This is a genomic window from Citrobacter sp. Cpo071 (assembly GCF_030332765.1).
Classification (GTDB): domain Bacteria; phylum Pseudomonadota; class Gammaproteobacteria; order Enterobacterales; family Enterobacteriaceae; genus Citrobacter; species Citrobacter portucalensis.
On sequence record NZ_JAOWHE010000075.1, the window covers coordinates 55,569 to 78,547 of the forward strand.

A 22,979-nucleotide genomic window follows, 5' to 3' on the forward strand; every position below is an offset into this window, starting at 1 on the left:
TTCTCCCTGTGACTTAAAGAAATACGCAGTTACGCTTGCGCCAGAAAAGATACCCGAAATTGCGCCGGTCATTGGGCATGTTCTTGCCGGTTTCCCAGCGGGTCACGCTGCGGCCCAGCGGATGACACTGCCCGGCATCGGGGTACTTGTTAACCAGGTGATACCGCCAGCGACTTTTAGGGATGATCGGGGACGGATATTCAAAGCACACAGCGGTGTTCTCCCCGATACTGTTCATCACCATGCCCTGGCGGTGCAGCTTAAACGCCATCCGTTCACTGAGCAGCAGCGAGGTCTGAAGCGGACTGAATTCGTTAGAGACATAGCCGTTAAACGGATACATGCTGCCCTGACTGCCGGCACACCAGAACAGGGCATCAATGGGTTTCCCCACCAGACTCGCCACGGCGTCTGCCGCACAGGCCCCCTGCGCAATAACGTTGCCAAAGAGAATGGCTTCGGGCTGGATGATCATGCTCAACGAACTGCTGTCCCACATCGGGTCCAGCTCGGACAGATAACCAATATCCAGGTCGCCGCCCTGAAGGCAGCCCATCGAGGTGATAATGTTGAGCCAGTAGGTGAGCGGGTATTTGTACCAGTGGACATGGTAGAACGCGCCTGGATTTGCGCGGTTTTCCTGTCCTCCGGTCCCGCTGCCGACGTTACCGATATTGATATTGAACCCGCCCAGATTCACCATGCAGTACGCTGAACGCGTCACGTCCGTCAGCGCCATCGGCTCCCAGTAGCCAATGGCCAGCCCCACCCGGTACAGAATGCCCATCGGGCAGATCTGGATGGGCATCGACGGGTTCGGAGTGTCCGGCTGGCGACCTTTGACTACCGGCACATTGCCGATGGTCACCGGAAAGATGCACTCCCAGCAGACATCGGTGATCGGGTTAACAAAATTCCCCTCACATTCTGCTGAAGCCGCCTGTGCCGTGCCGCTCATCCCGGTCAGACACAGAAGCATCAGCCCCAGACCGGCCAGATAACGTTTCATGGCATCACCTCCGGCGCATCCAGGGCGAACGTGTCCACCCGCAGGCGACGGCGATCTTCTGCCAGCGTCACCCGGGCCGGGATAGCTTTCAGCTTAAACTTCCGGCAGAGTGAACCGTCCTGGTCAAAATAGATACGGGTATTGAGGGCGTTCGTGGCCTCACGGACATCCCCGTTAACCAGAATGACGCGGTACGTCAGTGTCCCGGGCTTCTGTGCCTTCATCCATGCCAGCTGCTGCGGGTTATCTGCATCAATAAAATAGAGCGTGTCGGTGAACGGCACCGTATCCAGCGGGTTAATCACCTGCCCTTTATGGGCGAACACCCGCCCCTGATGGTCTTTCAGATCTTCACTGACCGTCAGCGATGGATCGATATAGTGGGTGGTGTTCTCCTGCGCCAGTGTCAGTCCTTCAACTGGCCTGGGACGCAGAGTATTTTCAATGACGCGCTGTTTGAATGCTTCCTGCTCCCGGGCCATCTCACCACTGGCCTCCATTGCCTTCAGGCGTGTCTGGATGGTAGTGAGCATGTCCTGCTCAGCAATGGGGTACATTTCCCCCCATGTACCCAGATTTTTTGCCTGTGCTACGCCGGAAATCAGCAACAGTGTCAGCAGCCCTTTTTTCATCAGTTGCCGCCTCCCGCCGCCATTCGGTGTGCCACCCCGGTCTGAATCTCATCAGTGATGTCGCCCGCCCCGCTGACCACTGCGGGCGTCACCAGGATGAGTGCATCATGGCGGCGCTGCCAGTCCTGCAGTTCCGCATTGAGGCTGGTCATAAATCGTTCGGTAAGAGCCTTAGTCTGAGCCTCATCCAGTGACTGAGCGCTGGCCTGTTCTGTGAACTGATCCAGCGTTTTTTTCATATCAAAGGACACTACCGTCGGCGTACGCCAGCTAATCAGCAGCGTCGTTACCGCCGCGTTGATACACACAATGGTGGCAGCGACCAGTAGCAGATTGAGCAGGCAACGACGGCGACGTTGCTCCCGCCGGTGTCCTCCCGCTGTGATGTTTATCCCCTTCCTGACGTCATCAGAAGTGAGAGGGGATTCAGACTGAGCAGGGGTAAGTTTTTGGTCAGTGGTCATGCAGCCTCCGCGAGTGCTTCCAGTTCGCGCATCTCATCAGGAAAGTTACGTTGTGCCAGCTGGTATACAGCGTCATGGATATCCATGTTTTGTTCCCGGCACTGGCGGATAAACTCGAAGTCATCCCCCTTTGAACTGAACATCGCGCGACTGAGCGGATCGACAAAGAGACGATGGAAACTGCAGGTATCGTTGATGCGCAGCATAAAGGAGGAGAACCACTGCTCTTTGGCATCCCCGAACTTGCCGATAACACTGCGCTCCACCTCGCTGAACTGGTTGGGACGGTTCTGGTTATACTGCTTAAACTCAGAGGCATCCTGTTTGAGGATCACCTTGAAGGCTGAGTTACCCCAGGCCGCTTTTGCAGCGCCGGATGCATCATCGGCGTCAAAGTCTTTGATGTTCTGGCTGATGGTGATGAACGCGCCACGGTGGCGGCGTACCGTACGGTAGCCGGTTTCAATGAACTGACCGACCTTCTCATTTTTAAAGTTGAGCAGCTTCCAGCCTTCGTCGATGGTGCAACATTTCTTCAGGCTGCGCGGCGTGCGGTACATTTTGTCTTCGATGTAGATGATGAGGGAAAACATCACCGCAACCAGCAGGTCAGGCTTGTCCTGCAGGCTCCCCAGCTCCAGGACGATAAAGCGGGCATCATCGGTCAGTGACGGTTCGTCACTGTTAAAGTATTCGCCGTAAATTCCCCAGGAGCAGTACTTACCGAGCAGTTCGATAATTTCATCCAGTCGGTTGGTGATACCCGGTGAGTTCTGGTATTTATCATCCTCACGGATGGCCGTCAGCTTCTGCACTACGTGGTCAATTCGGGCTTTTTCCCTGTGAGCTTCCCATGCCTCCTGAACCCCGCGCAGCAGCAGACTGTGATGGACTTCATCCAGCGTACCATTGGGACTTGCCAGTACAGCCAACTGGTCACGGATACGTTCCCCGGACTCATTGATACTGGAGATGTTGGCAAACGGATTGAATTTGAGTGATTTACCGTCCAGGTAGGTTCCGCCGACGTTTTCGCAGAACGATTTGTAGCCGTCCCCCATGTCAAAAACCCAGGCGATACCGCCGGAGTCCAGTACGCTGCGCAGGATAGGCTGGACCAGACCGGTTTTACCGGCCCCGGACGTTCCAGTGACTGCCATGTTGTAGTTGGTGTTGCCCATCCCGTCGCCGTAGATATCGAGGAATGCCAGCTGGTTACGGTAGGACGGCGTCAGCAATCCCCCCTGACACAACCGGTTGTCGGCCACCACCGGCAGCAGGTTCACGGCCTGGATACTTTCGGCCCGGCAGGTTGCCCCGCCCATTTTGATGTCTTCCCAGAGCCCTTCCGCATGAATGAAGGGGAGCATTGCTATCCAGTTACGGAACTGCATATAGGTCGGGGAAAACAGATCTATGCCATTCTTCTTGAAGGTATTAATGACCTGCTGTTCGCAGACCAGCGCATCCTCATCCGTATCCGGACAGAACGTGGTGACGTTATAGTAATAGCGGACAATACAGGTCTGGTTGCTGTTAAGATGCTCGCGGATTTCCTTCCATTCTTTGGCCTGTTTGGCCACGCCGGGAAACAGGGTGGCATAAGGAGAGTTTGCTTTTTTCTCCCGGTCGAGATACTTGCGCGTGGCTTCCCCCTGCGTCGCCACCTGGTCTTCAGCCTCCATCACCATCGTGATGACAAACGGGCTGGCAATGGTCAGGTCCGGGCTGAGCAGGTTGGACAGGTTATCGCCCCCCATCCACAGCATGAACATATCCGGGTTGTTCTCCAGCATGAAGTTCATGGCCCGCGTGGAGGTCACGCTGCCCTGACGGTCGGCAAGACTGATGAGCACATCATCCGGACGCACATCGATACCGATACGCTGGTCAACACAGCGCTGATGCAGCTCATCAAATTTACCGACACGAACCTCATCCGGGTACAGCTGATCATGACGGGCATTCAGCATCCCGTGAACCAGCGTGGCCAGCTCCTGGTCATCAGCCGCCTGCGTGTAAATTTTTGCCGCGTCCAGAGAGGAACGCAGCACTTTCAGGGTATGAACAACTTCCGTCATCACGGCCGCCGTCCGCTTCTTCGCCTTCACGCAGTAAGAAATATACAGACGGTAGTCACGCAGGGTCAGTGGCAGGCCGGTCGGGCTGTTGAACTGCTGCTGCGCTGCGCGCTGATAATATGCCCGGGTGATACGGTTAAATTTGTCTGCATGCTTCCCCTGCCAGCGGAACTCAGACAGGCCCCGGTCAAGCTGATCACCGATCAGCTTGCTGGAGACCAGGTGGAATGATATTGGCGTCTTACGCGGCAGCTTGCTTTTGATGAGATCTTCCAGCACATACACAATCTGTTCGTTAGCGCCGATAAGAGGCTCTGCACGTAGCAGAAAACCCACCGTACTGCGGTTCACAAACAGCCCACTGTCACGGTCATAGTCACGGTATGGCAGGACGCTGGTCAGCTGCGGAAAGTCCAGGCTGGCCAGATTGCGCGTCATCTCCGACGCGCCATCCGGCATCCGGAAGGCGTTCTGCAGATTTTCCAGTACGTTCAGAAATTTTTTCACCCGAAACTCCTTAATTTACCCGGGCCGGAAGAACCCAGTCGGCAGGACTGACCACAAAGGACACCCGACCGGGCTGATGGAAGGCGTTATCGCTGTCCACCCAGGGCGCAATCCAGACCGTGGCTATCTGATCCTGGCTGCGTTGTGGGTGCACAGAGCCGGGATTGTCACAACGCACGTTCTGGCATGACGGCGTCGGTGTGACCACAGAGACGGCCGGACGGTAAGCCACTGATGACGGAGTGGTTGTGACCGGCGTTCCGGCAACCGGACGGGGCGTCAGTGTTGACGTTGCCGTGTTTGTGTTTACACCTGCGGACGTGCCTGCAGATACGGTGGGCGTGGTGCTGACGGTCCGCGTGCCGGAAGGGGGACTGACGGCGGAACGGGATGCAGACAGAACCCCCACCGCAGAGGTGGCCGGTAAATTAACCAGGGAAGGCAGTCCGCCCGCAGCCGGCTTTCCCGCCTGTTTTGCCGCCTTGTCCCGGGCCAGTTGATTAGCCTTCGTCATAGTCATACAGGTATCAGACGTTGTGGCATCGCAGTCGAAACTGCTTTTGACACCGGCACAACCGGATAACAGCAGGGCGCTGCCTGCCATCAAAAGTGTGATTTTTTTCATTGATGTTTCCTGAACAATTATGCGCTGAAGGGTCTGGCTGGGAGTGTCGTGGTTTTACCGCTACCGGTTTTCCCCACGGCCATCGCATTGGCTTTTCTGCTTCCCATCCTTCACCTCTGATAATTTTTTCCCCGAATTTCCAGTACCCGCTGACACTCAGTGCAGGTACGCACGCCAGGTATCGCTTTCTGGCGCCGTTCCTGAATACGGTTTCCACAACATTCACACCGGGTAAGGCTTTCACCTTTAACACTTAACTGTTGTCTGACCGCCTGAATGTGCAGCCTGTGAATCAGGTCTTCCTGCTCCTGCAACTGGTCCAGTACGTCTGCCATCACTCTTTCCTGTGTATGCTGCCCGGACACGCTACCGCCCATCCCTTTCTCGTCTTCCAGGGCACTAACTATTCCGGATTGTGTTGTTGTGGTCGGTTTCCCGGCCGCGTTTACTGTGTGACGACCTGTCCGGTCGCCGGATCGACGGTGTCTCCTACCCTGAAGTCCTGCAGTTGCTTCAGCATGTCCGGCGTATTACCCGGCATGGCAGCAGGCGTGGATGAGGCAGAAGGCTGATTTTGCTTCTTGCGTGCAGCCGCTTTCGCGCGGGCTTCTTCCAGGGTTTCCAGCTGGAAGCCGTCCTGGAAAACCAGCGTGACTTCATTACCTGCGCCAATCGGAATGACCGGGTGGTATTGTTCAGCACGTTTGATGTAGTAATCAGAGAGGGTTTTTGCGGCTGAGCTGACACCACCGCCGAGTCCGGCCTGGCCGATGTCGGCGGCGCTCATGCTGGCAGTTGCGCCGACGCCCACAGTAGTGGAGGAGGCTTTCTCAATGCCCTTGCCGATACCATCCAGGAAGCCGGCCCCGCCTGCATACAGCAGGATCTGGCCGTTACGCATAACCACTTCGCCCTTGATGCCGTTCTTGCCCATAAAGGACACATGACCGGCAATCTTCTGGTCGATGTCGTCATCACCCAGCTTGCAACTGATTGAACGGCTACGAACGATGGCTCGTTCACTGGAAACATCCCCCCATGCCTCCAGGGTCACAAAGCAACCCGTCAGATCGAACTCTTCATCGTTAGGCATCTGAACTTTGCCAGTGAGACGCAGCTGCATCGGGGCGGTATTTTTATCACCGGTAACGGACGCATTGGCATCAGCCCCTTCCACCACGATCGCTTCAGCAAAACTGCCGGAAGAAATCCACGGGAAACGGGGCTTTTTAGGCCCGGTATCCGGCAGACTGAATTCCTGACTGTCCATCATTCCCGGACGCTGAATGGGGGTCATCACCGGCGCAGCCGGGGCCTGTCCGCCGCCTGCTGGCCAGAAACTGGTTGGGGGTGGAACATTACCAGCGGGTGCAGGTTTCCCCTGAGAGGCCAGCGCCCCCGGCAGAGGTTCGGCACTGAGAGAGTCAAAATTCTTCCCGGCCTCAAGTTGTGTCTGCAGCAACTGGTTCTGGTCTTCCAGTTCACGAATGCGATCCTGACTGCCTTTAAGGTCGCGACTGACAAGCCCCATTTCAGTACGCAGTTTTTTAATCTCTGTCTGCGTTTCCTTATTAAGCCGCTGGGCTTCCGCGATGGCAGAACGCTGGACTTTGTTATCAAATGACTGATTGACCACACCGGTCATATCCGGCGCAGGTTCTCCTTTTGGCGCTTTTGCGGGCGGCGCTTTCTTCAGGTTCATCTCTGAGACCATCCATGTCCCGGCACCGCCAGCACCAATCCCCAGAACAAGAGCGATAAGCAGGGCAACCTGACGACGGCGGACGACTTTATTAACGTTGGCCATCTTCACCCTCCCCGTTTCCACGGATAACGGTGACGGTCATTCTTCCTCCGCCCATCAGAGTCTGTGCGTTGTTATCAAACATCACGGCACGCACCCCGGGTTTCCAGAAGTCCTGCTCCCGCAGCGCCACCCCCCAGGTATTGGCATTACGCAGTTCATAACGATCGGCACGCAGCTGGTCGCCCGCCCAGGCTTTCAGGGGGGTAACAGAAAAACCACCGGGGAGACGAATACCGTCAGATAGAGGTTTTACTTCGCCGTAGCCATCAGGTATGTCGCCCGTCAGCACGGCACGGTTAAGGCTGATGAGCAGCTTTTCGTAAGCCTGAGCGGTTTCCCATTTACGGGTTTCAGGCCGTGAGGGCGGTTCTGCGCTCATCAGTCGATAGACACGACCTTCTCCTTTCACCGGAGTGGCCACGACAGAGAAGGTCTGGCCCAGCGCAGTTTCTACAAAAATCGTGAAAGTACGGGTGGCCACTGAGGTGAACAGCACACCTCCGGCCGTTGTCAGTCGCTTGTCTGCCAGCATTCCCCCAGGCGCTGTGATGGCGGTGACTTTGTCTCCTGGGATAAAAATCATGTTGGGATCGGTATTGCTGATACTCAGCCGGAACTGGCCGCCCTGTGGCAGGCTTATCGTGGAAGGTGACTGTGCCTGCGCAGCCGGTGGCATAACAACCATCATGGCTGTACCAAACAAAAACGCCGGAAGGTTATTTTTCATTCGTCACCTCATAGAACCGACCGATACGGGTAAAGCCTCCGGTGTACTTCAGACGAAGCCGGTAGGTTTTTATTTCCGTGGAAGGCCTGGAGTTACCAATCCACATTTTCAGCACGCCACGCACATCGATGCGGCCGTCAACGGGATAGACATTGATTTCTGTGGTGTAGAACGTGGAATTCACATCATTGGCTTTAATCTGTGCAGCCTCTTCCTGGAGGACTTTTTTAAATTCCTCCCGGGCCTCTGGTTCGACAAAAGACATCAGAAAAGCGTGGTTGGAATCGACCGTTTCAGGCGAGACATTGAGACGCAGGGCCAGGAAGGACAGCGTCATCATCCGGAAATACTCGGTATCGGCTTTCGTTTCGGATACCACAAAAGGCGCGTTGTAGGTCATCGGTGTGACGACTGTACGTTGCTCGTGGATGAGTGCTCTGTTGGTCACAGCCAGCCATGCCACGGCAAAGCCCAGAATAAAGACCAGTGTCGTGAGCGACAGAATAATAACGGCAATAATTTTGGTGGATGAATTACGAGCGCTAATTTCCATAATATGGCCCTGCGGTAATTTATTTTATCCATTTCCTGAAACTGGAATCGGGAATAACGCGGTAGACAACCCGGAATAATTCAGTGGGCAGATACCAGTAACACCAGTTGTATAACCAGCGGGAACTTTTGCCGCGTTTCGCCGCCCTTATCAGTTGCCAGATAACTGCCGCAATAATCAGACTGAATAAATATTTCTTGGTGAAAAACCCCCACAGCAAAACAACCGCTGCGGGGATAGCTTCATCAAGGGGCAGTCCAATAATGCGGTTCTGCTCTGACAGGGTTTTCGGGAAACGGTATTTGTCTAAATCGTTTCCCTCCATATCATTTGATGAAGGTAAGACCGACGGTAGTGAAGACGATCACCACAACCAGGCCCAGCAGGATCAGCAGGTTCTTGGTGCGGATATACATCGCCACACCGACAATCAGTTCGGCGATGATGATACACATCATGACGAATGAGTCGGCACCGAAGGTGGCTTTCACATCATCCTTGCCCCCGGCCAGCAGGTCGGTTGCACTGGCCATCTGTCCCACACCGAGTAACAGCAGCGGAGACAGCGCAGCCAGACGGGACAGCGCTTTTTTAGTGGTCACACCACGCCATGCCATCTGGCAGTACTGCCATGCACGGTTTTTTACAGATGCGGGGAGGCCGCCTTTTGATAAGGATAAATTCATAGAAACTCCATTTATATTATTTACAAAACAACCCAGAGCGGTATTGACGGGTTAAGTCAATCCGGCACAGAACCATCAGATAAGATCAATGATTCTGAAACAGAATACTTAACGTATTAATCCACTTTTTTTTCAATATACTGTTCTTCAGCAGGTACGAGAGAAAATCTGCGTAAATGATCCTCCAGTCTTAATTCAGCTTCTCTTTTTTTACTCCTCCCACTCTTGAGTGCACTCTCCATTAATAGTTCATCAATTGCTTCATCCAGACTACAGCTAACATTCACTTTCTTGCCAATTAACCCACCAATGTCAATTAGCTTTCTGATATTAGATTTTGGCTCCTTCATCTCTCGCTACCTGTTTTAATTTGCGATAGGGATATTAGAAAACGACCTTTTTTCGAATACAAGGACTTTGTCAAAAAAGTTTTTTACTTTTAAAAGCAACCAGTTATTTTTTAAAACTTGAGCTAATTCACAATCTCTTCGGAATATAGATTGATGTAAATCAAATAAAAACATCATCAAAAACAAAGCAGAAAACACCGGAAGCCTCATAAAAACAGGGTAATCCTCATAAAGAAGAGCATCCGGAGTGAGTTAAGGTCATTGATTCCAAGATCCCCCCTTATCTTCATAAGTTCATAGTATATGTCACGCTGGTAAATCCCATAGCGACGTGCAATAGATGATCTTCTGGGATAAAACGAAAATGCAGCCAGCAGGTCTACCTGCTGTAAGTTTAATTCAGGGAAAGCTTTTTCAAAGTTAACAAACTTCTTTATAACCATATAGTAAAGTTCGAAATCACTTTCCACTCCAATTTTTTTCTTGCAGCTATTTAAATGTTTCGTAACCACACTATCAGTTCTGTCCAGAAACTCTGCTACTTTTTGTATACTCATGAACTGGCAATATAAAACCATCACTTCGAATTCTTTATCTGTCAAAGATGGAAAATGATTACGTTCATACATAAAACGTGCTGGCTCAACAACAGACATCCAGGCCTCCTGAAAAAAGACAAAAGAATCCCACAAGCAATGAACAGGTCCATTGCAATTTTTAATACATGGTGGAGTTCTTTAATATTGCTGGCTTTTAAATTTTTCACACCCTCATTTGGCTTAGATAAATTAATAATAGCGATCAGACGGTTCAAATCCACCAGAACATTCAAAGTGCCAGATTTATGTGACGTGAGTCGCTAACGCGAATGTAAAGATTCCATATTTTTAAAGAGACCAAAAAAAAGCCGGAATCAGGGAAATGATTCCGGCTTTTAGAAATGAAACCTGGTTCACTCCTGATCATCCTCATCATCAGGGAAAAATATACTGACCTGCTCTCTGGCAAACTTATCAATAGCGGGTTTGATAACGGCGTAATCAAAATTACCGCTGGCAATCGACTCCTGGTTTAAGACGCTCATTTTAAGAATTTCTGTACACATAGCCCGTACCCGCGAAACGTTTTCCAGCATGAGTTTGTTGTACTCCATCTGATTAAAGCCCCCCTCTCTCTTTTCCTGCTGAATCATATAGACGCGCAGGCCCAGTTCCAGCAGCATTGAAGAAACATTGGAAAGCGATGCTTCTTCTATACCTTCCTGTTTCCTGATGGTAACGAGATCGGTGATCTGTTCATAAACATTATTGTTCACATAAGTCTGTATTTTTGGCATTTCAAAAACCTTATTAGAAATTTAAATTTATCTGATTATCAAGAGTCACATGTGAATCGGCCATTTATTTTATTAGAGTCAGTCTGGATTCACCAACTTCATACAGGCGAATCTGTTATACCGAAATTAAGGATTCGAATCCAGATTCGAATCCTTAATTTGTCTTAATTTAGTGGTCTGATTCATAGATGAATCTGGATTCGACTCCTTTACGATTTACTAAAGATTTGCATGTGAATCTAGTATCTATGTAGGACATAGAATAACCATAACAATATTGACGTAACACACTGAAAATATAGGATAATCATGCAAGATTAAATCTTGCGACGGGTGTGGGACTTTGATGTTAAGGAGCAGGCATACAGAAATATACCTACCAGGAAGAATTCAGTATTTCCGGGCATTGCCGTTTTTTATCAAAAATGTCACTCTGGCTAAAGAAAAGTTAATGAGGAATAGCTGACGTGAGGAAAACTCTGATTACAGGACTACTGGCGATAACATTTTCTGCTAATGCGCAGGACTGTTTTGAAATGGCGGGCAGGGATTATAGGATCGAGCCGGATCTGTTACGGGCGATTTCGTTCCGTGAGTCGTCATGGCGTGATAATGCGCTCAACATTGTATCACAGAGCGAATATGCTGTCGGCAAGATGCAAATACACTCACAAAATTTTTCGCATCTGGCTCAGTTCGGGATCACTCCCCGACAACTTTATACTGACAGTTGCCTTAATATTTACACTGGAGCTTACTACCTTGCCATTGCTTTTAAACGCTGGGGATACTCATGGCGGGCTGTAGGGGCTTATAATGCAGGATTTCGTGAAACGGAAGTGCAGGAGAAAAAGCGCCAGCAATATGCAAAAGAAATTCAGGCAATTTATGTTGCCATCAAAAAAAATGCGCCACCAGAGTGACGCACCTGTTTTAATCGATAGCCCGCCATATCAATCCACGTTCCGGATGTTGAATAAGACTGACATAATCCTTCAGGGCATCCTGACGGGCGACAAGATATTTACAGACTTTCGCATATTCAGCCCCCATGTCGGCTGCCTGCCAGGACAACCAGTTCATTATCATCAACGTTGCAATAATTCCGGCAGCATCGGCACTGACCTCTGATTCAAAATAATTACCAGGAATGCACATGTTATATCGTTGTTCTCCTGCAGGTGCGATATATCCGGTTTGTGTAGTAGTGAAGATAATTTTATTCGGTGCCACATTTCCACCAATGCCCTGCGGAATGGTCCAGTAGTTCCAGTAACCGCCATCATAATCTGAATGCTGGCGTAACCAGCTGGCGATCATATTGTCTGCGGTTGGTGTAAAAAAGAGGGCAGGGATGAAATCAAGTCGTTCATTATCATCGATTACACAATAGCACTGGAATTTATCTGTTTTAAATTGTTCGGCTGATTCACGAGTGGCGGTTTTGACGTTAATTGTGTGCATTCTGGTTTTCTCCTTATGGATTTATTAAATCGTTCGACTTCATCACTGAGCGGCAAAGGGCAATGAGCAGCTACCAGGAATAAATAAAAGGGCGCGCAGCGTTTATCTACCCTTTTATTTATTCCTGGTAGCTGCTAAAAGCAGCCCTCCGCGAATTGATGAAATCGGGCGATATATACTCAGGGAGAATGCACACAACCCGGAACGGAAAATCGGCGCGAGACGAATTACCGTTCCGGCCATTAAAGTGGCGGGAATTTATTACCGCCACGGTTCAGGCGGCGCATCCTTAAAGGATGCAGCAAACGGGATTTTGATGTTGCGACAGCCTGGGATGGAAACCCGCTGCCCCGGAGGGGCCGGGCAGAGACAGCGCAGCTGGCTCGGTGCGAAGCATGACAGCCCCGGTTCCCGTCAGGGAAGTCGCCCGGTTTGATATTTATTATTTTAAATACAATTAATAAATACCAAAAGAGACAAACAGAAGAATGCCGGATGAGAGGTGACAGGCGGGAATAAATAATAATATGACAATTACGCGCCTGAGTAATATGTGCGGCGCGTAGCGCAGCCGGTATTACTCAGCGCCGCAGGCGCTGCGACCTTTTAAGTCGGGCAGGTATCCCCTGCCCTCCTGATAATTTACGCTGCCTCCCGTATTCCACGCATAAAGTCCCGCATCACCCGGTATCGGTTCAGGTCTGCCAGCCGTTTTTCAAAGTCGTTGAAGTAATACACTGGCGTATACCGTACCCGGTTAAACTGCATTGTGAGCGTATTTCCGGTTACAACTTCAGCGGCAATCCCGAGCAGCGACAACTGGATGAAAGCCATATTTGCCGCCACTGGATCGATATCAATACAGCTACCGAACATATGCATGGAAGGGTTGATATCTGCTTCCAGTAAACACTCCGCATATGCAATCAGCATCCCTGCAGCCCCACAAGCCGGGTCGCTGACGGTGGCAATCCCTTCCCGCTGGATAGTATCCTGAACGCCAGGCATCAGCATCCGCGCCATCAGACACTGGACAGAATACGGGGTAAAATACTGCCCGCGAAAGTTGTCGACCAGCTCAAGCTCCATAAAAATTGCGCCGAGAAAATCATGGAATTTCGCCTCCAGCGCGCACACCATCAGGCAGAACATTTCCTGCATATTCGCGATATCTGAAGCCTGGTACCGCGCGCAAATTTTCCGGCAGTGCTCCATGCTCTCCGGCGTTCTGATTCGCGCTATATCCAGTTCACTGGCGGCGAGTGACAGAAAATCACTGAACACCTCCCAGCGCCCCAGATGGCGGCCTGTAGATTTAAACACGCTGATAAAGCGGCTGCGGCTGTACTGCGCACTCATCAGTCGCTGAACAGGGGAATATGATTCGCTCCCAGGCTGCGCGTCTTGGATATTATTTTTACTGCCAGCGTTCTTCCTGGCCACATTGAAGACATCGGCAAAGCTCAGTCGTGACATGAAAGTATCTCCGGTAATGCCGCCCCCACAAGGGGGCGGCAGGTTTCACATCACGCGAGGCCGAGACCAGCGTATACCACTGTCATGAACTGCTGCCAGTACTCCAGTTTTAAGGCCGGAACACGGGCGCGTTTACCACTGCGCAGGGCATTTACAAATGCGTTCGCCTGTGCGACGATTTGCGGGTCAAATGGCATGGTTTAATCTCCATGTTGATTTTGCGTATGCCGGATGCAAACTTTTGCGGGTGTGTCATCCGGCGTGGAATGAGCAGGCTTATGCCTGCTTTTTTCATTTCTGGCTCTTGTCTGATACCTCCTTAACGCGGGCCAGAATTTCCGAGTGGTCAAGGTTGCTGTAGTCACGCATCCGGTAATAACGGATACCGATCCGCGCATAAATTTCGGTCACGTTGCCGCAGATCATTTCTGCCAGCATGAAGGTTTCGCACTCACCGTTCTCACTGCTTCGCCAGTTCATCGGGTACATCAGCCCCAGCGCATCATGGAAAGCGTGTATGTCGATTTCAGCAGGGGCTTTCACCGCCGCCTGTTCACGGCTCAGCCAGTAGGCCCGCTCAGCCTCAGCAGTGGTCTGCATCCCCGGCACAGCGGAAGATTCAGTCAGGTGTAAATGCATGTTTTTCTCCTTCTGTTAAAAAGGGACAGCACACCGCTGCACCCGATTCATGGATCAGTAATCTGCCGCCAGTTCGTTCATCAGATCGTCACATTCACCCTGTGCGCGTTCTTCCTCCGCCAGTGTCAGCATGTAGCCTCTTTTCGCCGCTGTGCCGATAAATACAGGACGGTCTTTCAATGGCAGTTCTGCCAGGTAATTCATGGCCATACCTAACAGACGGGACTCATAAATCTCGTAGTGCAGGCCACAGCCACGATTGGCCTGTTTTTCCATGCGAGCCAACACCACATCTGCGCGAATAACGCCGAACGCGTTACGGGAATAGATATTGCGAACAAAACCATCAGTACGCAGATTCATATTTCTACGGTTCATAACAGTTCTCCTTCAGTGGGTTAATTCACACCTAAACGCTGGAACATATCTGCGATAATGTTCCGCCGTGCATATGGCGCACCAACTGCCTTCAAATCAGCCAGGACATTAAATGCATAGCTGGCGTCCTGTCCGTGGAATGCCAGTACCTTTGCAGCAATAGGTTCAGCGCCGGACATAACCCATCTTTCGGAAGATTCTTTGGTGGCGGTTTTGACGTTGACGTTCTGTGTGTTCATCCTGCTTTTCCTCTTGTCTGGTGGTTAATCTATCTCTCGGTGAGTTCCCTGGCGGCAAAGGGCAAAGGAGCAACGACGTACGGAGGAAGGAAAGGGGCGGAGACAAAAGTTTTTGCGGTCCCAGGCAAAAAGTTTTGGCGGAGTTTATATACCCCTTGGATGACGACACGGCGGTGCTACGACCAGCCCTCCGCCCGGGGACTTAACGTGAGATGGCTCACCAGATGTATGAGAAGAGGATGAACACACCCGACACGGCGGAACGGCGTGGCGTCACTTGAATGCCGGCGGCTTTATCGCCGGCATGGTGAAAAGCGGCGCATCCGTTTACGGATGCAGCAAGCGTGGTGTTGACGTTGCGACAGCCTGGGATGGAAACCCGCTGCCCCGAAGGGGACGGGCCGGGACAGCCTGCTGGCCCGGTGCGAAGCATGACAGCCCCGGTTCCCGAAGGGAAGTCGCCCGGACTGACATAACCGACACAAGATAGATGACTGAAAGAACAGAGATACTGAGCAGAGGACAGAGCGACCATCATCAACTCAATGGGCACACCGAACAGGGATGACAGGACAGCAGCAGGAGGGAAGAGAGCGGGCGCGCCGTAGGCGCTGCCGCCCTGCCCCGTTCCCGTAGGGAACCGTCCTTCCTGGTTGTTCATGCCTGCGGTCGCACCAGAGGAGGAAAAAGGGACTGCCAGCGAACCGGCAATCCCTTCATAAAGGCGCTTCAGGCATGTCAGACATCATCAGCCCCTGAATGGCGGGGGTTATCCCCCCGCCGGGGTTAGCTACTTAGCGGATTCGTAAGCCATAAAAGCCGCCACCTCCCTGTTCGTGTCCCTGTAACGTATTTCGCAGAGCGATTTCCGGGTCAGGTAAGTGAATATCAGCAGTGTGAGACACACTATTAATACGCACCAGATCAGGGTACTTCGTGGCAGTTTCATGGCCTTCTTCTCCTTGCCTTGCGGCATCTAAGAGGCTATCCTGATGTTGTCTAGGCATACAGGTGGCCTCGTGGGTTAATGAAAATTAACTACGGGGCTTTCTGCTTCCTGCCACACAACACGGCAACAAACCACCTTCACGTCATGAGGCAGAAAGCCTCAAGCGCCATCGCCATAATACCGCACTCCGTCACTGTCTGACCAGGTTTCCCGTACTTATCGTTCTGATTTTCCGCAAAAATACTCCAGTCGTTTATCCATTTCCCGTTCAATGAGTTCATCGGCAAACAACGGTGCAATCCGGTTCACGCGACGTTCCAGATTCCGCCGACGGGCAGCCGCTTTACGTTCATCACTCCAGCGTCTTATCTGTATTTCATCCAAAAAAATCGACACACACCGCATACCCTGCGCCCGCCACCCAGCGGGCCATCACCGATTCAGGAGCGGGCTGCCCTGCCTCCACCACTTCAGACACCAGTTCCTGCGGTCCGGGACACGGTGTCCGGGGCAGTCTCCAGCGCAAAGAGTAACGCCACTTCATGCATGGCTCCGATGTATCAGCTTGTTGGGGACCATCCATCGCTCCAGTTGTCTGACCGGTTCCGGGCTTTCTTTAGCGAGAGCATCAGACTCAACCATCACACTCCAGAAGGGCTGATTCGCCATCATCCAGCGTTCCATCGATGCCAGTGACGGAAAACGCTCGCTCCAGCGCCAGAACATTTCCTCCAGGTCGTACTGGCGCAGTTCAGTACCCGACCAGCGAGTGCTCCAGCTGCTAACAGTTTCCGGTGTATGGAATGCCAGCTCAATCTCCGCCTGCCCCGCCAGCGCCTGGTACGCCCGCTCACGCTGGCACAGTTCCTTGTGGCGCTGGCGGGTGTATTTTTCATCCCGCAGCTCGTCCTGACAGCGAACCCGCTCGGTCTGCTGAAAGGCCACCTCCGGAAAGAGGCGCTGACCCGCACCGACAGGAAGCGGGAGCCAGCAACACGTCCCGCGACTTTCAATCAGCGCATCGATGGCACTGAGCCAGCAGTCCCTGCTGCCTCGCAACTCCCGCGCCGTCAGCACCGGCGCAAAATGATGGATTTCCCTGATAGTGATGCGCGTGCTGCCCGTGAGCCGCCGGAAAAAGGCGCTGGCATACGGGTACATCGAGGACACCGCGCCGCACGACCGCCTGCGCTCAACCTCAGCGATGGCCTCCATCACGGCGCGTCGCTCAGGGCTGAAGGGAACGAGGGAGAGATGTGAGGGGATCATGCTGCGCCCTCCGCTGCCAGAATGCTGATGATGATGACCTGACTGTAGCCGTCCGCATCGAGACGCGCCGTCAGGCTGACGGTGTGGCTGACAAGCTCCGGCTGGTAGCCGCTCAGGGTACGAATGACGGAGAGCGGGCGACCGCTGGCGGGCACGAACACCACCATCCACGCCGGACTGATGACACCAGGACTGCATACCGCTACGTGGTAATTGCCTAGCGGGGGCGTAAAGCGTATCTGCACGGGAAAGAACCCGCCGAACTCGCTGCGGTACTCGCCGTTCATGGTCCAGTTTTCAGGGCATGATATGTCACGCATAACGGCGTGGGTCAGTTCACGGCGGAAATCTTCGCCGCTGTCCCGCCAGTTCTCCATCTCGTCAGGGGACATGGTCTTCAGCACATCGACGGTCAGAACAGTTTGCATTATATCTCCTTACTGCCACCCCCGAAGGGGCGGCCTCCCTTATCAGGCTGCATCAGGAATGTTGTTGTGATCCACAGGCGGGACGTCAGTGGCGGTAGCATCAGAAGCGTTATTTTCTGCTTCAGAACCCAGCGTTTTTGCATCAGGGGCACGCATCCAGACAGGCCCCCACTGAGGACAGTGACGGGCCATCATGGTTTCAGCCAGGTCCGCTGCGTCAGATTTCTTCATTTTCAGCGCATCGCTGGCGGCCCCGGTCAAACCGTTCTCACTGAGGATTTGAACAATCTGTGGCTTTTTCAGGTAGTCGAAGAAATTGTTCTTCGTCGGCCGCCACCATTCATGCAGATTGAATTCAACAGCACGTTCAACACCATCAAGATCACTGCGTGTGGTATGTCCCATCGTTCTGGTCTGCACACCATCGACAGAACAGGCCGTGCAGAAGACCATCAGGGACATCAGCGTCTTTCCGTCAAGGGTAAAAAAGGTGGTGAAATCCTTTTTCCAGCCTTCCGGCAACAGCGCCTCCAGACGGGCTTTTTCCTGCATAAGGGACTGCCATGCTTTTCCCTCTTCACCAGACGGGGCTTCACTGACCAGACGGTTGTGATGCACCTCGAGACGCATAACAAAGGGATCACGGGTCGTGTTGCAATAATCGAAAACGCAGGTACACAGACGCCAGACCATCAGAGCTACCGTTTTCTCTGGCTTCTGTACCAGCGCAGCCTGAAGGGCCAGCGTACGTTCAGAGGACATCTTCGTCAGCAGGGGCAAACTGATTTCGTCAACAGGTTCAGGCTGGCGCTCATATACCGGAACCTGAGCAGGTTCATCTTCCGTTTCAGACTGCTCACGCAGGATCACCCCGCGCTGGACACAGATGTCACCCTGACGCCATGACACCACCACGCCGGACTGTGCGCGCATTTCCGGCGTCCATGCCCGGAGCTGTGCTGCGCATTCGATGGCCTCCATCTCTGACGCCATCGCGTCGGTTTCATCGCTGGCGGTCTGATTCTCGTCATAATGGTCCTGCAATTCATCCATGCGCTGCTGTTCCTGATCCGAGTAAACCGCGTCAGGCTCATCCTGAATACGGTAGACCGCGCTGTCCTCGCTGTGAGAACTGACCGCGTCCAGGCGTCCGGTGGCCCATGTCCAGCCCTCGGCCTCTTTCAGGCATTCCGCAACCACCTGGAGTTTTTCCAGCAGGGCCGTATCCAGCGCCAGTTTATCCACATAACCGCCATGCTCGTCGCTGAAAAGGTCAGCGCGGACCTCATCGCCGGAGAATGCCTTTTCCCCGACAAACGCATATTTACTGTTGTTGAGGGTGGAAACCTGGCTGTCAGTGATCAGATTACGGATCACACGCACTTCCGGTTTATTGTTCCAGCCCTGACGACACGCGGCCTCGTACACCTGCTCCTGACGGTCAGGGTTATCTTCCAGCGCCAGCGCCTGACAGTGCTCGGTAGTGATGTGGTCCTCTGCCAGCGCCTGAAGAATAACCGGAGACAGCCCTGCCAGTTTCAGCATGCGCTGGACATGCTTCACACCGTAGCCCAACAAATCCCCGATTTGGGCGGGCGTTTTCCCTTCTTCAGCCAGTGCGCGGAATCCGGCGATCTGCTCGGCAGGGTGCATGGCGCGGTGTCTGCCGTTTTCGGTAAGGGAGACAGCCCGTGCCAGTTCACGCGGCACCGCTTTATAAGAAATCCATTCCTGATCCGGGTTTACCTTCCCTTCTTCAACCAGCAGACCGATCGCCTTTGCCCGTCCCCCGCCGCAAACCACTTCCAGCCGACCATCATCACATTCCACCACCACAATGTTATGGATCTGCCCGACCGCATGAATACTGTCGGCATACCCCCTGATTTCTTCCGGCGTATGTGGGACGATGCGGCAATTCAGTTCCCCGATAAACAGGCGGGACCAGGCGGTGTAACGGATGGGGGCATTGTCCAGTGCGGTAACAAGGACGTCTGACTGAGCATCTGCTTTACGCGTTGACGCTTTGGGGCTGGCTTTTTTAACCTTTTTTGCTTTAGACTCGGTTACTGACATAGTTGATACTCCTCACAGATATTGATTACTGTCCGGCCCTGCGGAGTTACAGCTCCGGCAGGGCACCTTCTTACTTACTGCTGTTTACGAATGCCGTAACGTTCGATGTAACGGTTGAGCCATATCCCGGCATCCGCTTCAAAATTCCATGCTTGCCACACCATTTCGCCGTTCTGACGCACTACCAGGCGAAAGTGCGTTCCCTGATCGTCTTCAATCGCGACATTCTGATACTGCGCTGCGACTGCTTTAGCCTGTTCGCGGGTGAATGTGCCATCTGGCAGTGACTGAAGGGGCGGTATAACGTTGCTGGTCATGTATCTCTCCTTTTCCGGCCCCGCAGGTTGGGGGGCGTTTTCATCATGCAGGTCAAAACGGGGCATCATCATCCATCGGCGGATAATCGTCCGGTAACGGCTGCGGGGCTTGCTGAGACGGCGCTGTAGTCTGACGGGGTTTTCTGCCGCCCTTCGCTTTCGGGGATTTTTCAGGAGTGCCAGCAGGTTGTGCCGGAGTGGCTGGTGTCTGCGGTTGTGCGGGTTGCTGCGGAGCCGTGTTCTGTGGCTGACCGCCGTCACGACGACCGCCCAGCATCTGCATAGTGCCGTTCTGTCCGACCACGATTTCAGTGACATAGCGCGTTACGCCGCTGTCGTCCTGCCAGTTGCGGGTACGTAACTGCCCTTCGACGTACACCTGAGCGCCCTTACGCAGATACTCGCTGGCCACTTCCGCGAGCTTGCCAAACAGCACCACGCGATGCCATTCTGTGTTTTCGCGCATCTCTCCGGTCTGTTTATCGCGCCAGGACTCCGTGGTGGCGAGGCTGAGATTAGCGACCGCGCCGCCATTGGGCATATAACGGACTTCCGGGTCCTGGCCCAGATTACCCACGATGATGACTTTGTTGATGCCGCGTACTGTCATGATGAATCTCCTTCCGTTTGTTTTGCTTTTAAAAACCATCACCCGTTGAGTTGCCGGGGCCGCGGTTTTGACGTTTTGCGGGGACCTGCTGAACGCGCCCGCTGGTTGTTACCTTCACCCGTTTGAGAGCCGTTCGCCGCAAGGGCGTAAACCAGCGCGGGCGATGGCGGATGTCCAGGGCGCGGTTTAACGCGTGCCATTTACCCTGGACAGCTGACAGCGACTGTGCTTGTCTCAGCCCCGGCGAAAGGACTCAAAAGGCTGAAAAAACCAGGCAAGGAATGAGCAGGAACCCGCCGCAACGACGGAAAGCGCGGGCGCGAAACGGCGTTGCGCCTTACAGCCCGGCGTCAGTTTGCCGGGGTGCGAAAAGCGCAGGAAGCGGCGCGTAAAAAGGGCGGCGTGACCGGAACGGTCGCAGCAAGCCTGCCGTTGACGTTGCGACAGCCCGGGATGGAAACCCGCTGCCCCGGAGGGGCCGGGCAGAGACAGCGCAGCTGGCCCGGTGCGAAGCATGACAGCCCCGGTTCCCGTCAGGGAAGTCGCCCATAGTGAAAACGGGAACGCGCAGAAAACAAAAAATTATCATCCTCCCCGCCCTGAAGGACGGGGTTTCAGGGCGCACAGGATAAGAATGGATTAGATGCGGCTTAAGAGATGGCTGACAATTATCCGGCGTGATCCCAGCCGGGAACATCAGGAGCGGAAATACTTTTCTTTTCTGTATTGCGCAACGCTGTACCAGGCCGAAGCCAGGAAAGCAAAAACGGTGATCAGCACTCTTAATTCGTCACCCGGCTCCTTCCCCTTCAGCATCAACGTTATAATGATGCCGACAACGATAATCCATGCAACGCCACTCCAGAGACGCAGTTTATCCGCCACGACATTCATCAGGATAAAATTTCCTCCCTGGACACACTGACGATAAGAATCACTTCTGCTGGTCATCTCCAGGATTATTATATTCGGGCACATTTGCGCGCGGCAGCTGCTGACTGTTCTGCCGATGAACTTCAGGCCGTTCACGGTAATAGTGGCGAAGATGTTCAGGCTGTTCCCGCTCAACGAGTTCCGGGACAACCGGCCTGTTCATCCTTTCCTGCCAGGCAACGGCAGCGGCGGCTTTATCGACTGAGACCTTATCCTGATCTTCTTTTGAGAAAGAGGCGATATTCCACTTCGACATATGCATCACCGATCTGCGTTACAGGAAGATATCCCTGATAATACGCGCATTCCAGGGCAACAGCGACTGACTAGGGAGAGGAGAGTACGCGGCGCCGCAGGCGCGGCGAAGTTTCTCTCCGGCAGGCGCAGCCTGCCAGGGTTTTCGCGCGGGCTGACAGGCGCCCTCCGGCCCGGACGCCTGCCATCCTGCTTACTGGCCTTTTCCACCCTGTAAGATGAAATGACCGCCGATGTACACGGCACACTGACAGGTCATGTATTCGCAGATTTCATCCATCACCTGCGCGGTGGTCAGTTCCCGCTGACCGGCATCACGGCGGCGGGCATTAATCAGGGCTTTGTACTGTCGCAGGATCTCACGGCTTTGTGGTGCAAGTTTCATACGTTTTCTCCCTGTCCGGCGGGTTTCCCCGCCGGACATTAATCAGTTGCTGAAGACATAACCGTCATGGAACACATAGCCGCTGCTGAACAGGTCACGCGCCCAGGCTTCAAAATCGAAATAGCTGCGCAACGGCTCCGGCACCTCATTTAACAGGCCGTTGTCCTCAACCATCTCCCGCGCATAGTCCTCCTCGCTTTCCGCCTCGCCGCAGTACGCATCATCAAACACGTCATAGTCACACTCGCCGGTATACTCCGCCCAGGCGATAAAAGCGGCTTCCCTGCCCTCTTCTTCGGCACGTTTGTAAGCGGCGATGAAATCCCAGTCAATGGAGCATTCAGAGACGAACTGCGACGGGATACCTTCCCAGTCCTGAAACATAAACTCGGCATCCCATTCATCGGCATGCAGTACCTGACAGGCCTCGTAAAAATCCTCCCTGCCATCAAACTCCGTCAGATCAAACCATTTGCCGAAAATGCTGCCGCAGTTGTATTTGTGATACGTACCCACATAAACAGCCGGTGTGGTGGTCGTAGTGCTCATAAAAAATCCTCCATAGTCGATGTCGTCTGAGTTCCGGCTTACGCCGTGCCGACACGACAGCCGGGCGAAAAGCGGAGGATGCAAGGGCATCACCGAAGCCGCAGCGCAGTAAAAAAGCAGGAGCAGGCTGGACGGTTTGACGGCGAAAACTGAGCCGGAGAACGACGGGAAGACGGCAGATAATGCCTTTGAAATAAACTGCGACCGGGTGAAGGTGACGGCGCTTACGCTTCCC

Annotated in this window: 31 protein-coding genes and 4 pseudogenes; 2 read left to right on the forward strand and 33 right to left on the reverse strand. The window is 53.3% G+C overall.

Annotated elements, in window-relative coordinates; translation table 11 throughout:
* Window positions 1-13: 13 nt before the first annotated feature.
* From traU to traM, 14 genes are all read right to left on the reverse strand, one after another.
* The gene (gene traU / locus OGY09_RS07510) at window positions 14-1,009 is read right to left on the reverse strand and encodes a conjugal transfer pilus assembly protein TraU (protein ID WP_286590211.1); all 996 of its coding nucleotides are present in this window, start codon (window positions 1,007-1,009) and stop codon (window positions 14-16) included.
* Window positions 1,006-1,641 (reverse strand): type-F conjugative transfer system protein TraW, encoded by a 636-nt coding sequence (traW, locus tag OGY09_RS07515; RefSeq protein WP_286590213.1) that lies wholly within the window; start codon window positions 1,639-1,641, stop codon window positions 1,006-1,008. Before traW ends, traU begins: the two co-directional genes overlap by 4 nt.
* On the reverse strand, window positions 1,641-2,105 hold the full coding sequence (trbI, locus tag OGY09_RS07520; RefSeq protein WP_286590215.1) for a type-F conjugative transfer system protein TrbI: 465 nt from the start codon (window positions 2,103-2,105) through the stop codon (window positions 1,641-1,643). The genes traW and trbI overlap by 1 nt, the downstream gene beginning before the upstream one ends.
* Complete coding sequence (gene traC / locus OGY09_RS07525) at window positions 2,102-4,693, reverse strand: type IV secretion system protein TraC (RefSeq protein ID WP_286590217.1); 2,592 nt, start codon at window positions 4,691-4,693, stop codon at window positions 2,102-2,104. The genes trbI and traC overlap by 4 nt, the downstream gene beginning before the upstream one ends.
* A gap of 10 nt (window positions 4,694-4,703) precedes the next feature.
* Window positions 4,704-5,318: a type IV conjugative transfer system lipoprotein TraV gene (gene traV / locus OGY09_RS07530; RefSeq protein WP_286590218.1), complete on the reverse strand. Its 615-nt coding sequence runs from the start codon at window positions 5,316-5,318 to the stop codon at window positions 4,704-4,706.
* Between the two features lie 110 nt (window positions 5,319-5,428).
* A complete protein-coding gene (locus OGY09_RS07535) occupies window positions 5,429-5,653 on the reverse strand; it encodes a TraR/DksA C4-type zinc finger protein (protein WP_020842483.1) in 225 nt (74 codons plus the stop codon).
* A 110-nt stretch (window positions 5,654-5,763) separates the two neighbouring features.
* The gene (traB, locus tag OGY09_RS07540; RefSeq protein WP_286590219.1) at window positions 5,764-7,125 is read right to left on the reverse strand and encodes an F-type conjugal transfer pilus assembly protein TraB; all 1,362 of its coding nucleotides are present in this window, start codon (window positions 7,123-7,125) and stop codon (window positions 5,764-5,766) included.
* A complete protein-coding gene (traK, locus tag OGY09_RS07545) occupies window positions 7,112-7,852 on the reverse strand; it encodes a type-F conjugative transfer system secretin TraK (RefSeq protein WP_286590222.1) in 741 nt (246 codons plus the stop codon). The genes traB and traK overlap by 14 nt, the downstream gene beginning before the upstream one ends.
* Window positions 7,842-8,405: a type IV conjugative transfer system protein TraE gene (gene traE / locus OGY09_RS07550; RefSeq protein ID WP_001535119.1), complete on the reverse strand. Its 564-nt coding sequence runs from the start codon at window positions 8,403-8,405 to the stop codon at window positions 7,842-7,844. Before traE ends, traK begins: the two co-directional genes overlap by 11 nt.
* A 19-nt stretch (window positions 8,406-8,424) precedes the next feature.
* Window positions 8,425-8,730 (reverse strand): type IV conjugative transfer system protein TraL, encoded by a 306-nt coding sequence (gene traL, locus OGY09_RS07555; RefSeq protein WP_000398849.1) that lies wholly within the window; start codon window positions 8,728-8,730, stop codon window positions 8,425-8,427.
* 1 nt (window position 8,731) lies between these two features.
* Complete coding sequence (traA, locus tag OGY09_RS07560) at window positions 8,732-9,091, reverse strand: type IV conjugative transfer system pilin TraA (RefSeq protein ID WP_286590228.1); 360 nt, start codon at window positions 9,089-9,091, stop codon at window positions 8,732-8,734.
* A 116-nt stretch (window positions 9,092-9,207) separates the two neighbouring features.
* Window positions 9,208-9,441, reverse strand: a complete 234-nt coding sequence (locus tag OGY09_RS07565; protein WP_001535116.1) for a TraY domain-containing protein — start codon at window positions 9,439-9,441, stop codon at window positions 9,208-9,210.
* 206 nt (window positions 9,442-9,647) lie between these two features.
* The gene (locus tag OGY09_RS07570; RefSeq protein ID WP_286590229.1) at window positions 9,648-10,097 is read right to left on the reverse strand and encodes a helix-turn-helix transcriptional regulator; all 450 of its coding nucleotides are present in this window, start codon (window positions 10,095-10,097) and stop codon (window positions 9,648-9,650) included.
* A 296-nt stretch (window positions 10,098-10,393) separates the two neighbouring features.
* Window positions 10,394-10,777, reverse strand: coding sequence for a conjugal transfer relaxosome DNA-binding protein TraM (gene traM / locus OGY09_RS07575; RefSeq protein WP_015062650.1), 384 nt, complete (start codon window positions 10,775-10,777; stop codon window positions 10,394-10,396).
* Between the two features lie 467 nt (window positions 10,778-11,244).
* Between traM and OGY09_RS07580 the strand changes: the two genes are divergently transcribed.
* Window positions 11,245-11,700 (forward strand): transglycosylase SLT domain-containing protein, encoded by a 456-nt coding sequence (locus tag OGY09_RS07580; protein WP_286590231.1) that lies wholly within the window; start codon window positions 11,245-11,247, stop codon window positions 11,698-11,700.
* A gap of 10 nt (window positions 11,701-11,710) precedes the next feature.
* On the opposite strand, the pseudogene OGY09_RS07585 reads toward OGY09_RS07580, so the two are convergent.
* The 15 genes and pseudogenes from OGY09_RS07585 to ssb all read right to left on the reverse strand — a co-directional run bounded on the left by OGY09_RS07585 (window position 11,711) and on the right by ssb (window position 20,622).
* A pseudogene (locus OGY09_RS07585) lies at window positions 11,711-12,297 on the reverse strand (antirestriction protein).
* A gap of 586 nt (window positions 12,298-12,883) precedes the next feature.
* Window positions 12,884-13,717 carry an N-6 DNA methylase gene (locus OGY09_RS07590; RefSeq protein ID WP_286590235.1) on the reverse strand — a complete coding sequence of 278 codons (834 nt, stop codon included), beginning with the start codon at window positions 13,715-13,717 and terminating at the stop codon, window positions 12,884-12,886.
* A 50-nt stretch (window positions 13,718-13,767) separates the two neighbouring features.
* Window positions 13,768-13,914 carry a succinate dehydrogenase flavoprotein subunit gene (locus OGY09_RS07595; protein WP_101701187.1) on the reverse strand — a complete coding sequence of 49 codons (147 nt, stop codon included), beginning with the start codon at window positions 13,912-13,914 and terminating at the stop codon, window positions 13,768-13,770.
* Window positions 13,915-14,008: 94 nt separating this feature from the next.
* Complete coding sequence (locus tag OGY09_RS07600; RefSeq protein WP_286590236.1) at window positions 14,009-14,356, reverse strand: hypothetical protein; 348 nt, start codon at window positions 14,354-14,356, stop codon at window positions 14,009-14,011.
* A gap of 54 nt (window positions 14,357-14,410) precedes the next feature.
* A complete protein-coding gene (locus tag OGY09_RS07605) occupies window positions 14,411-14,734 on the reverse strand; it encodes a hypothetical protein (protein WP_286590238.1) in 324 nt (107 codons plus the stop codon).
* A 20-nt stretch (window positions 14,735-14,754) separates the two neighbouring features.
* Window positions 14,755-14,913 carry a hypothetical protein gene (locus tag OGY09_RS07610; protein ID WP_227021765.1) on the reverse strand — a complete coding sequence of 53 codons (159 nt, stop codon included), beginning with the start codon at window positions 14,911-14,913 and terminating at the stop codon, window positions 14,755-14,757.
* Between the two features lie 277 nt (window positions 14,914-15,190).
* Window positions 15,191-15,634 (reverse strand): hypothetical protein, encoded by a 444-nt coding sequence (locus OGY09_RS07615; RefSeq protein ID WP_286590240.1) that lies wholly within the window; start codon window positions 15,632-15,634, stop codon window positions 15,191-15,193.
* A gap of 129 nt (window positions 15,635-15,763) precedes the next feature.
* Window positions 15,764-15,883 (reverse strand): type I toxin-antitoxin system Hok family toxin, encoded by a 120-nt coding sequence (locus OGY09_RS07620; protein ID WP_223156217.1) that lies wholly within the window; start codon window positions 15,881-15,883, stop codon window positions 15,764-15,766.
* A pseudogene (locus tag OGY09_RS07625) lies at window positions 15,831-15,980 on the reverse strand (DUF5431 family protein); the annotation flags it as partial. The pseudogene OGY09_RS07625 and the gene OGY09_RS07620, both read right to left, overlap by 53 nt.
* 158 nt (window positions 15,981-16,138) lie before the next feature.
* A pseudogene (locus tag OGY09_RS07630) lies at window positions 16,139-16,466 on the reverse strand (theronine dehydrogenase).
* A complete protein-coding gene (locus OGY09_RS07635; RefSeq protein ID WP_286590242.1) occupies window positions 16,463-17,191 on the reverse strand; it encodes a plasmid SOS inhibition protein A in 729 nt (242 codons plus the stop codon). Before OGY09_RS07635 ends, OGY09_RS07630 begins: the two are co-directional and overlap by 4 nt.
* The gene (gene psiB, locus OGY09_RS07640; RefSeq protein ID WP_286590244.1) at window positions 17,188-17,619 is read right to left on the reverse strand and encodes a conjugation system SOS inhibitor PsiB; all 432 of its coding nucleotides are present in this window, start codon (window positions 17,617-17,619) and stop codon (window positions 17,188-17,190) included. Before psiB ends, OGY09_RS07635 begins: the two co-directional genes overlap by 4 nt.
* A gap of 42 nt (window positions 17,620-17,661) precedes the next feature.
* Entirely contained in the window at window positions 17,662-19,695 is a 2,034-nt protein-coding gene (locus OGY09_RS07645) for a ParB/RepB/Spo0J family partition protein (RefSeq protein ID WP_286590247.1), read from the reverse strand.
* 74 nt (window positions 19,696-19,769) lie between these two features.
* Window positions 19,770-20,012, reverse strand: coding sequence for a DUF905 domain-containing protein (locus OGY09_RS07650; RefSeq protein ID WP_286590250.1), 243 nt, complete (start codon window positions 20,010-20,012; stop codon window positions 19,770-19,772).
* A 52-nt stretch (window positions 20,013-20,064) separates the two neighbouring features.
* Window positions 20,065-20,622, reverse strand: coding sequence for a single-stranded DNA-binding protein (ssb, locus tag OGY09_RS07655; RefSeq protein ID WP_286590252.1), 558 nt, complete (start codon window positions 20,620-20,622; stop codon window positions 20,065-20,067).
* A gap of 330 nt (window positions 20,623-20,952) precedes the next feature.
* Between ssb and OGY09_RS25410 the strand changes: the two genes are divergently transcribed.
* Window positions 20,953-21,174, forward strand: coding sequence for a hypothetical protein (locus OGY09_RS25410; protein ID WP_286590254.1), 222 nt, complete (start codon window positions 20,953-20,955; stop codon window positions 21,172-21,174).
* 144 nt (window positions 21,175-21,318) lie between these two features.
* Here OGY09_RS25410 and OGY09_RS07665 read toward each other — a convergent pair.
* The 4 genes and pseudogenes from OGY09_RS07665 to OGY09_RS07680 all read right to left on the reverse strand — a co-directional run.
* Window positions 21,319-21,525, reverse strand: a pseudogene (locus OGY09_RS07665) (hypothetical protein); the annotation flags it as partial.
* A gap of 31 nt (window positions 21,526-21,556) precedes the next feature.
* Window positions 21,557-21,811: a DNA polymerase III subunit theta gene (locus tag OGY09_RS07670; protein WP_286590257.1), complete on the reverse strand. Its 255-nt coding sequence runs from the start codon at window positions 21,809-21,811 to the stop codon at window positions 21,557-21,559.
* A gap of 192 nt (window positions 21,812-22,003) precedes the next feature.
* Entirely contained in the window at window positions 22,004-22,195 is a 192-nt protein-coding gene (locus OGY09_RS07675; protein ID WP_015059779.1) for a hypothetical protein, read from the reverse strand.
* Between the two features lie 42 nt (window positions 22,196-22,237).
* Complete coding sequence (locus OGY09_RS07680; protein WP_274660134.1) at window positions 22,238-22,744, reverse strand: antirestriction protein ArdA; 507 nt, start codon at window positions 22,742-22,744, stop codon at window positions 22,238-22,240.
* Window positions 22,745-22,979 lie beyond the last annotated feature (235 nt).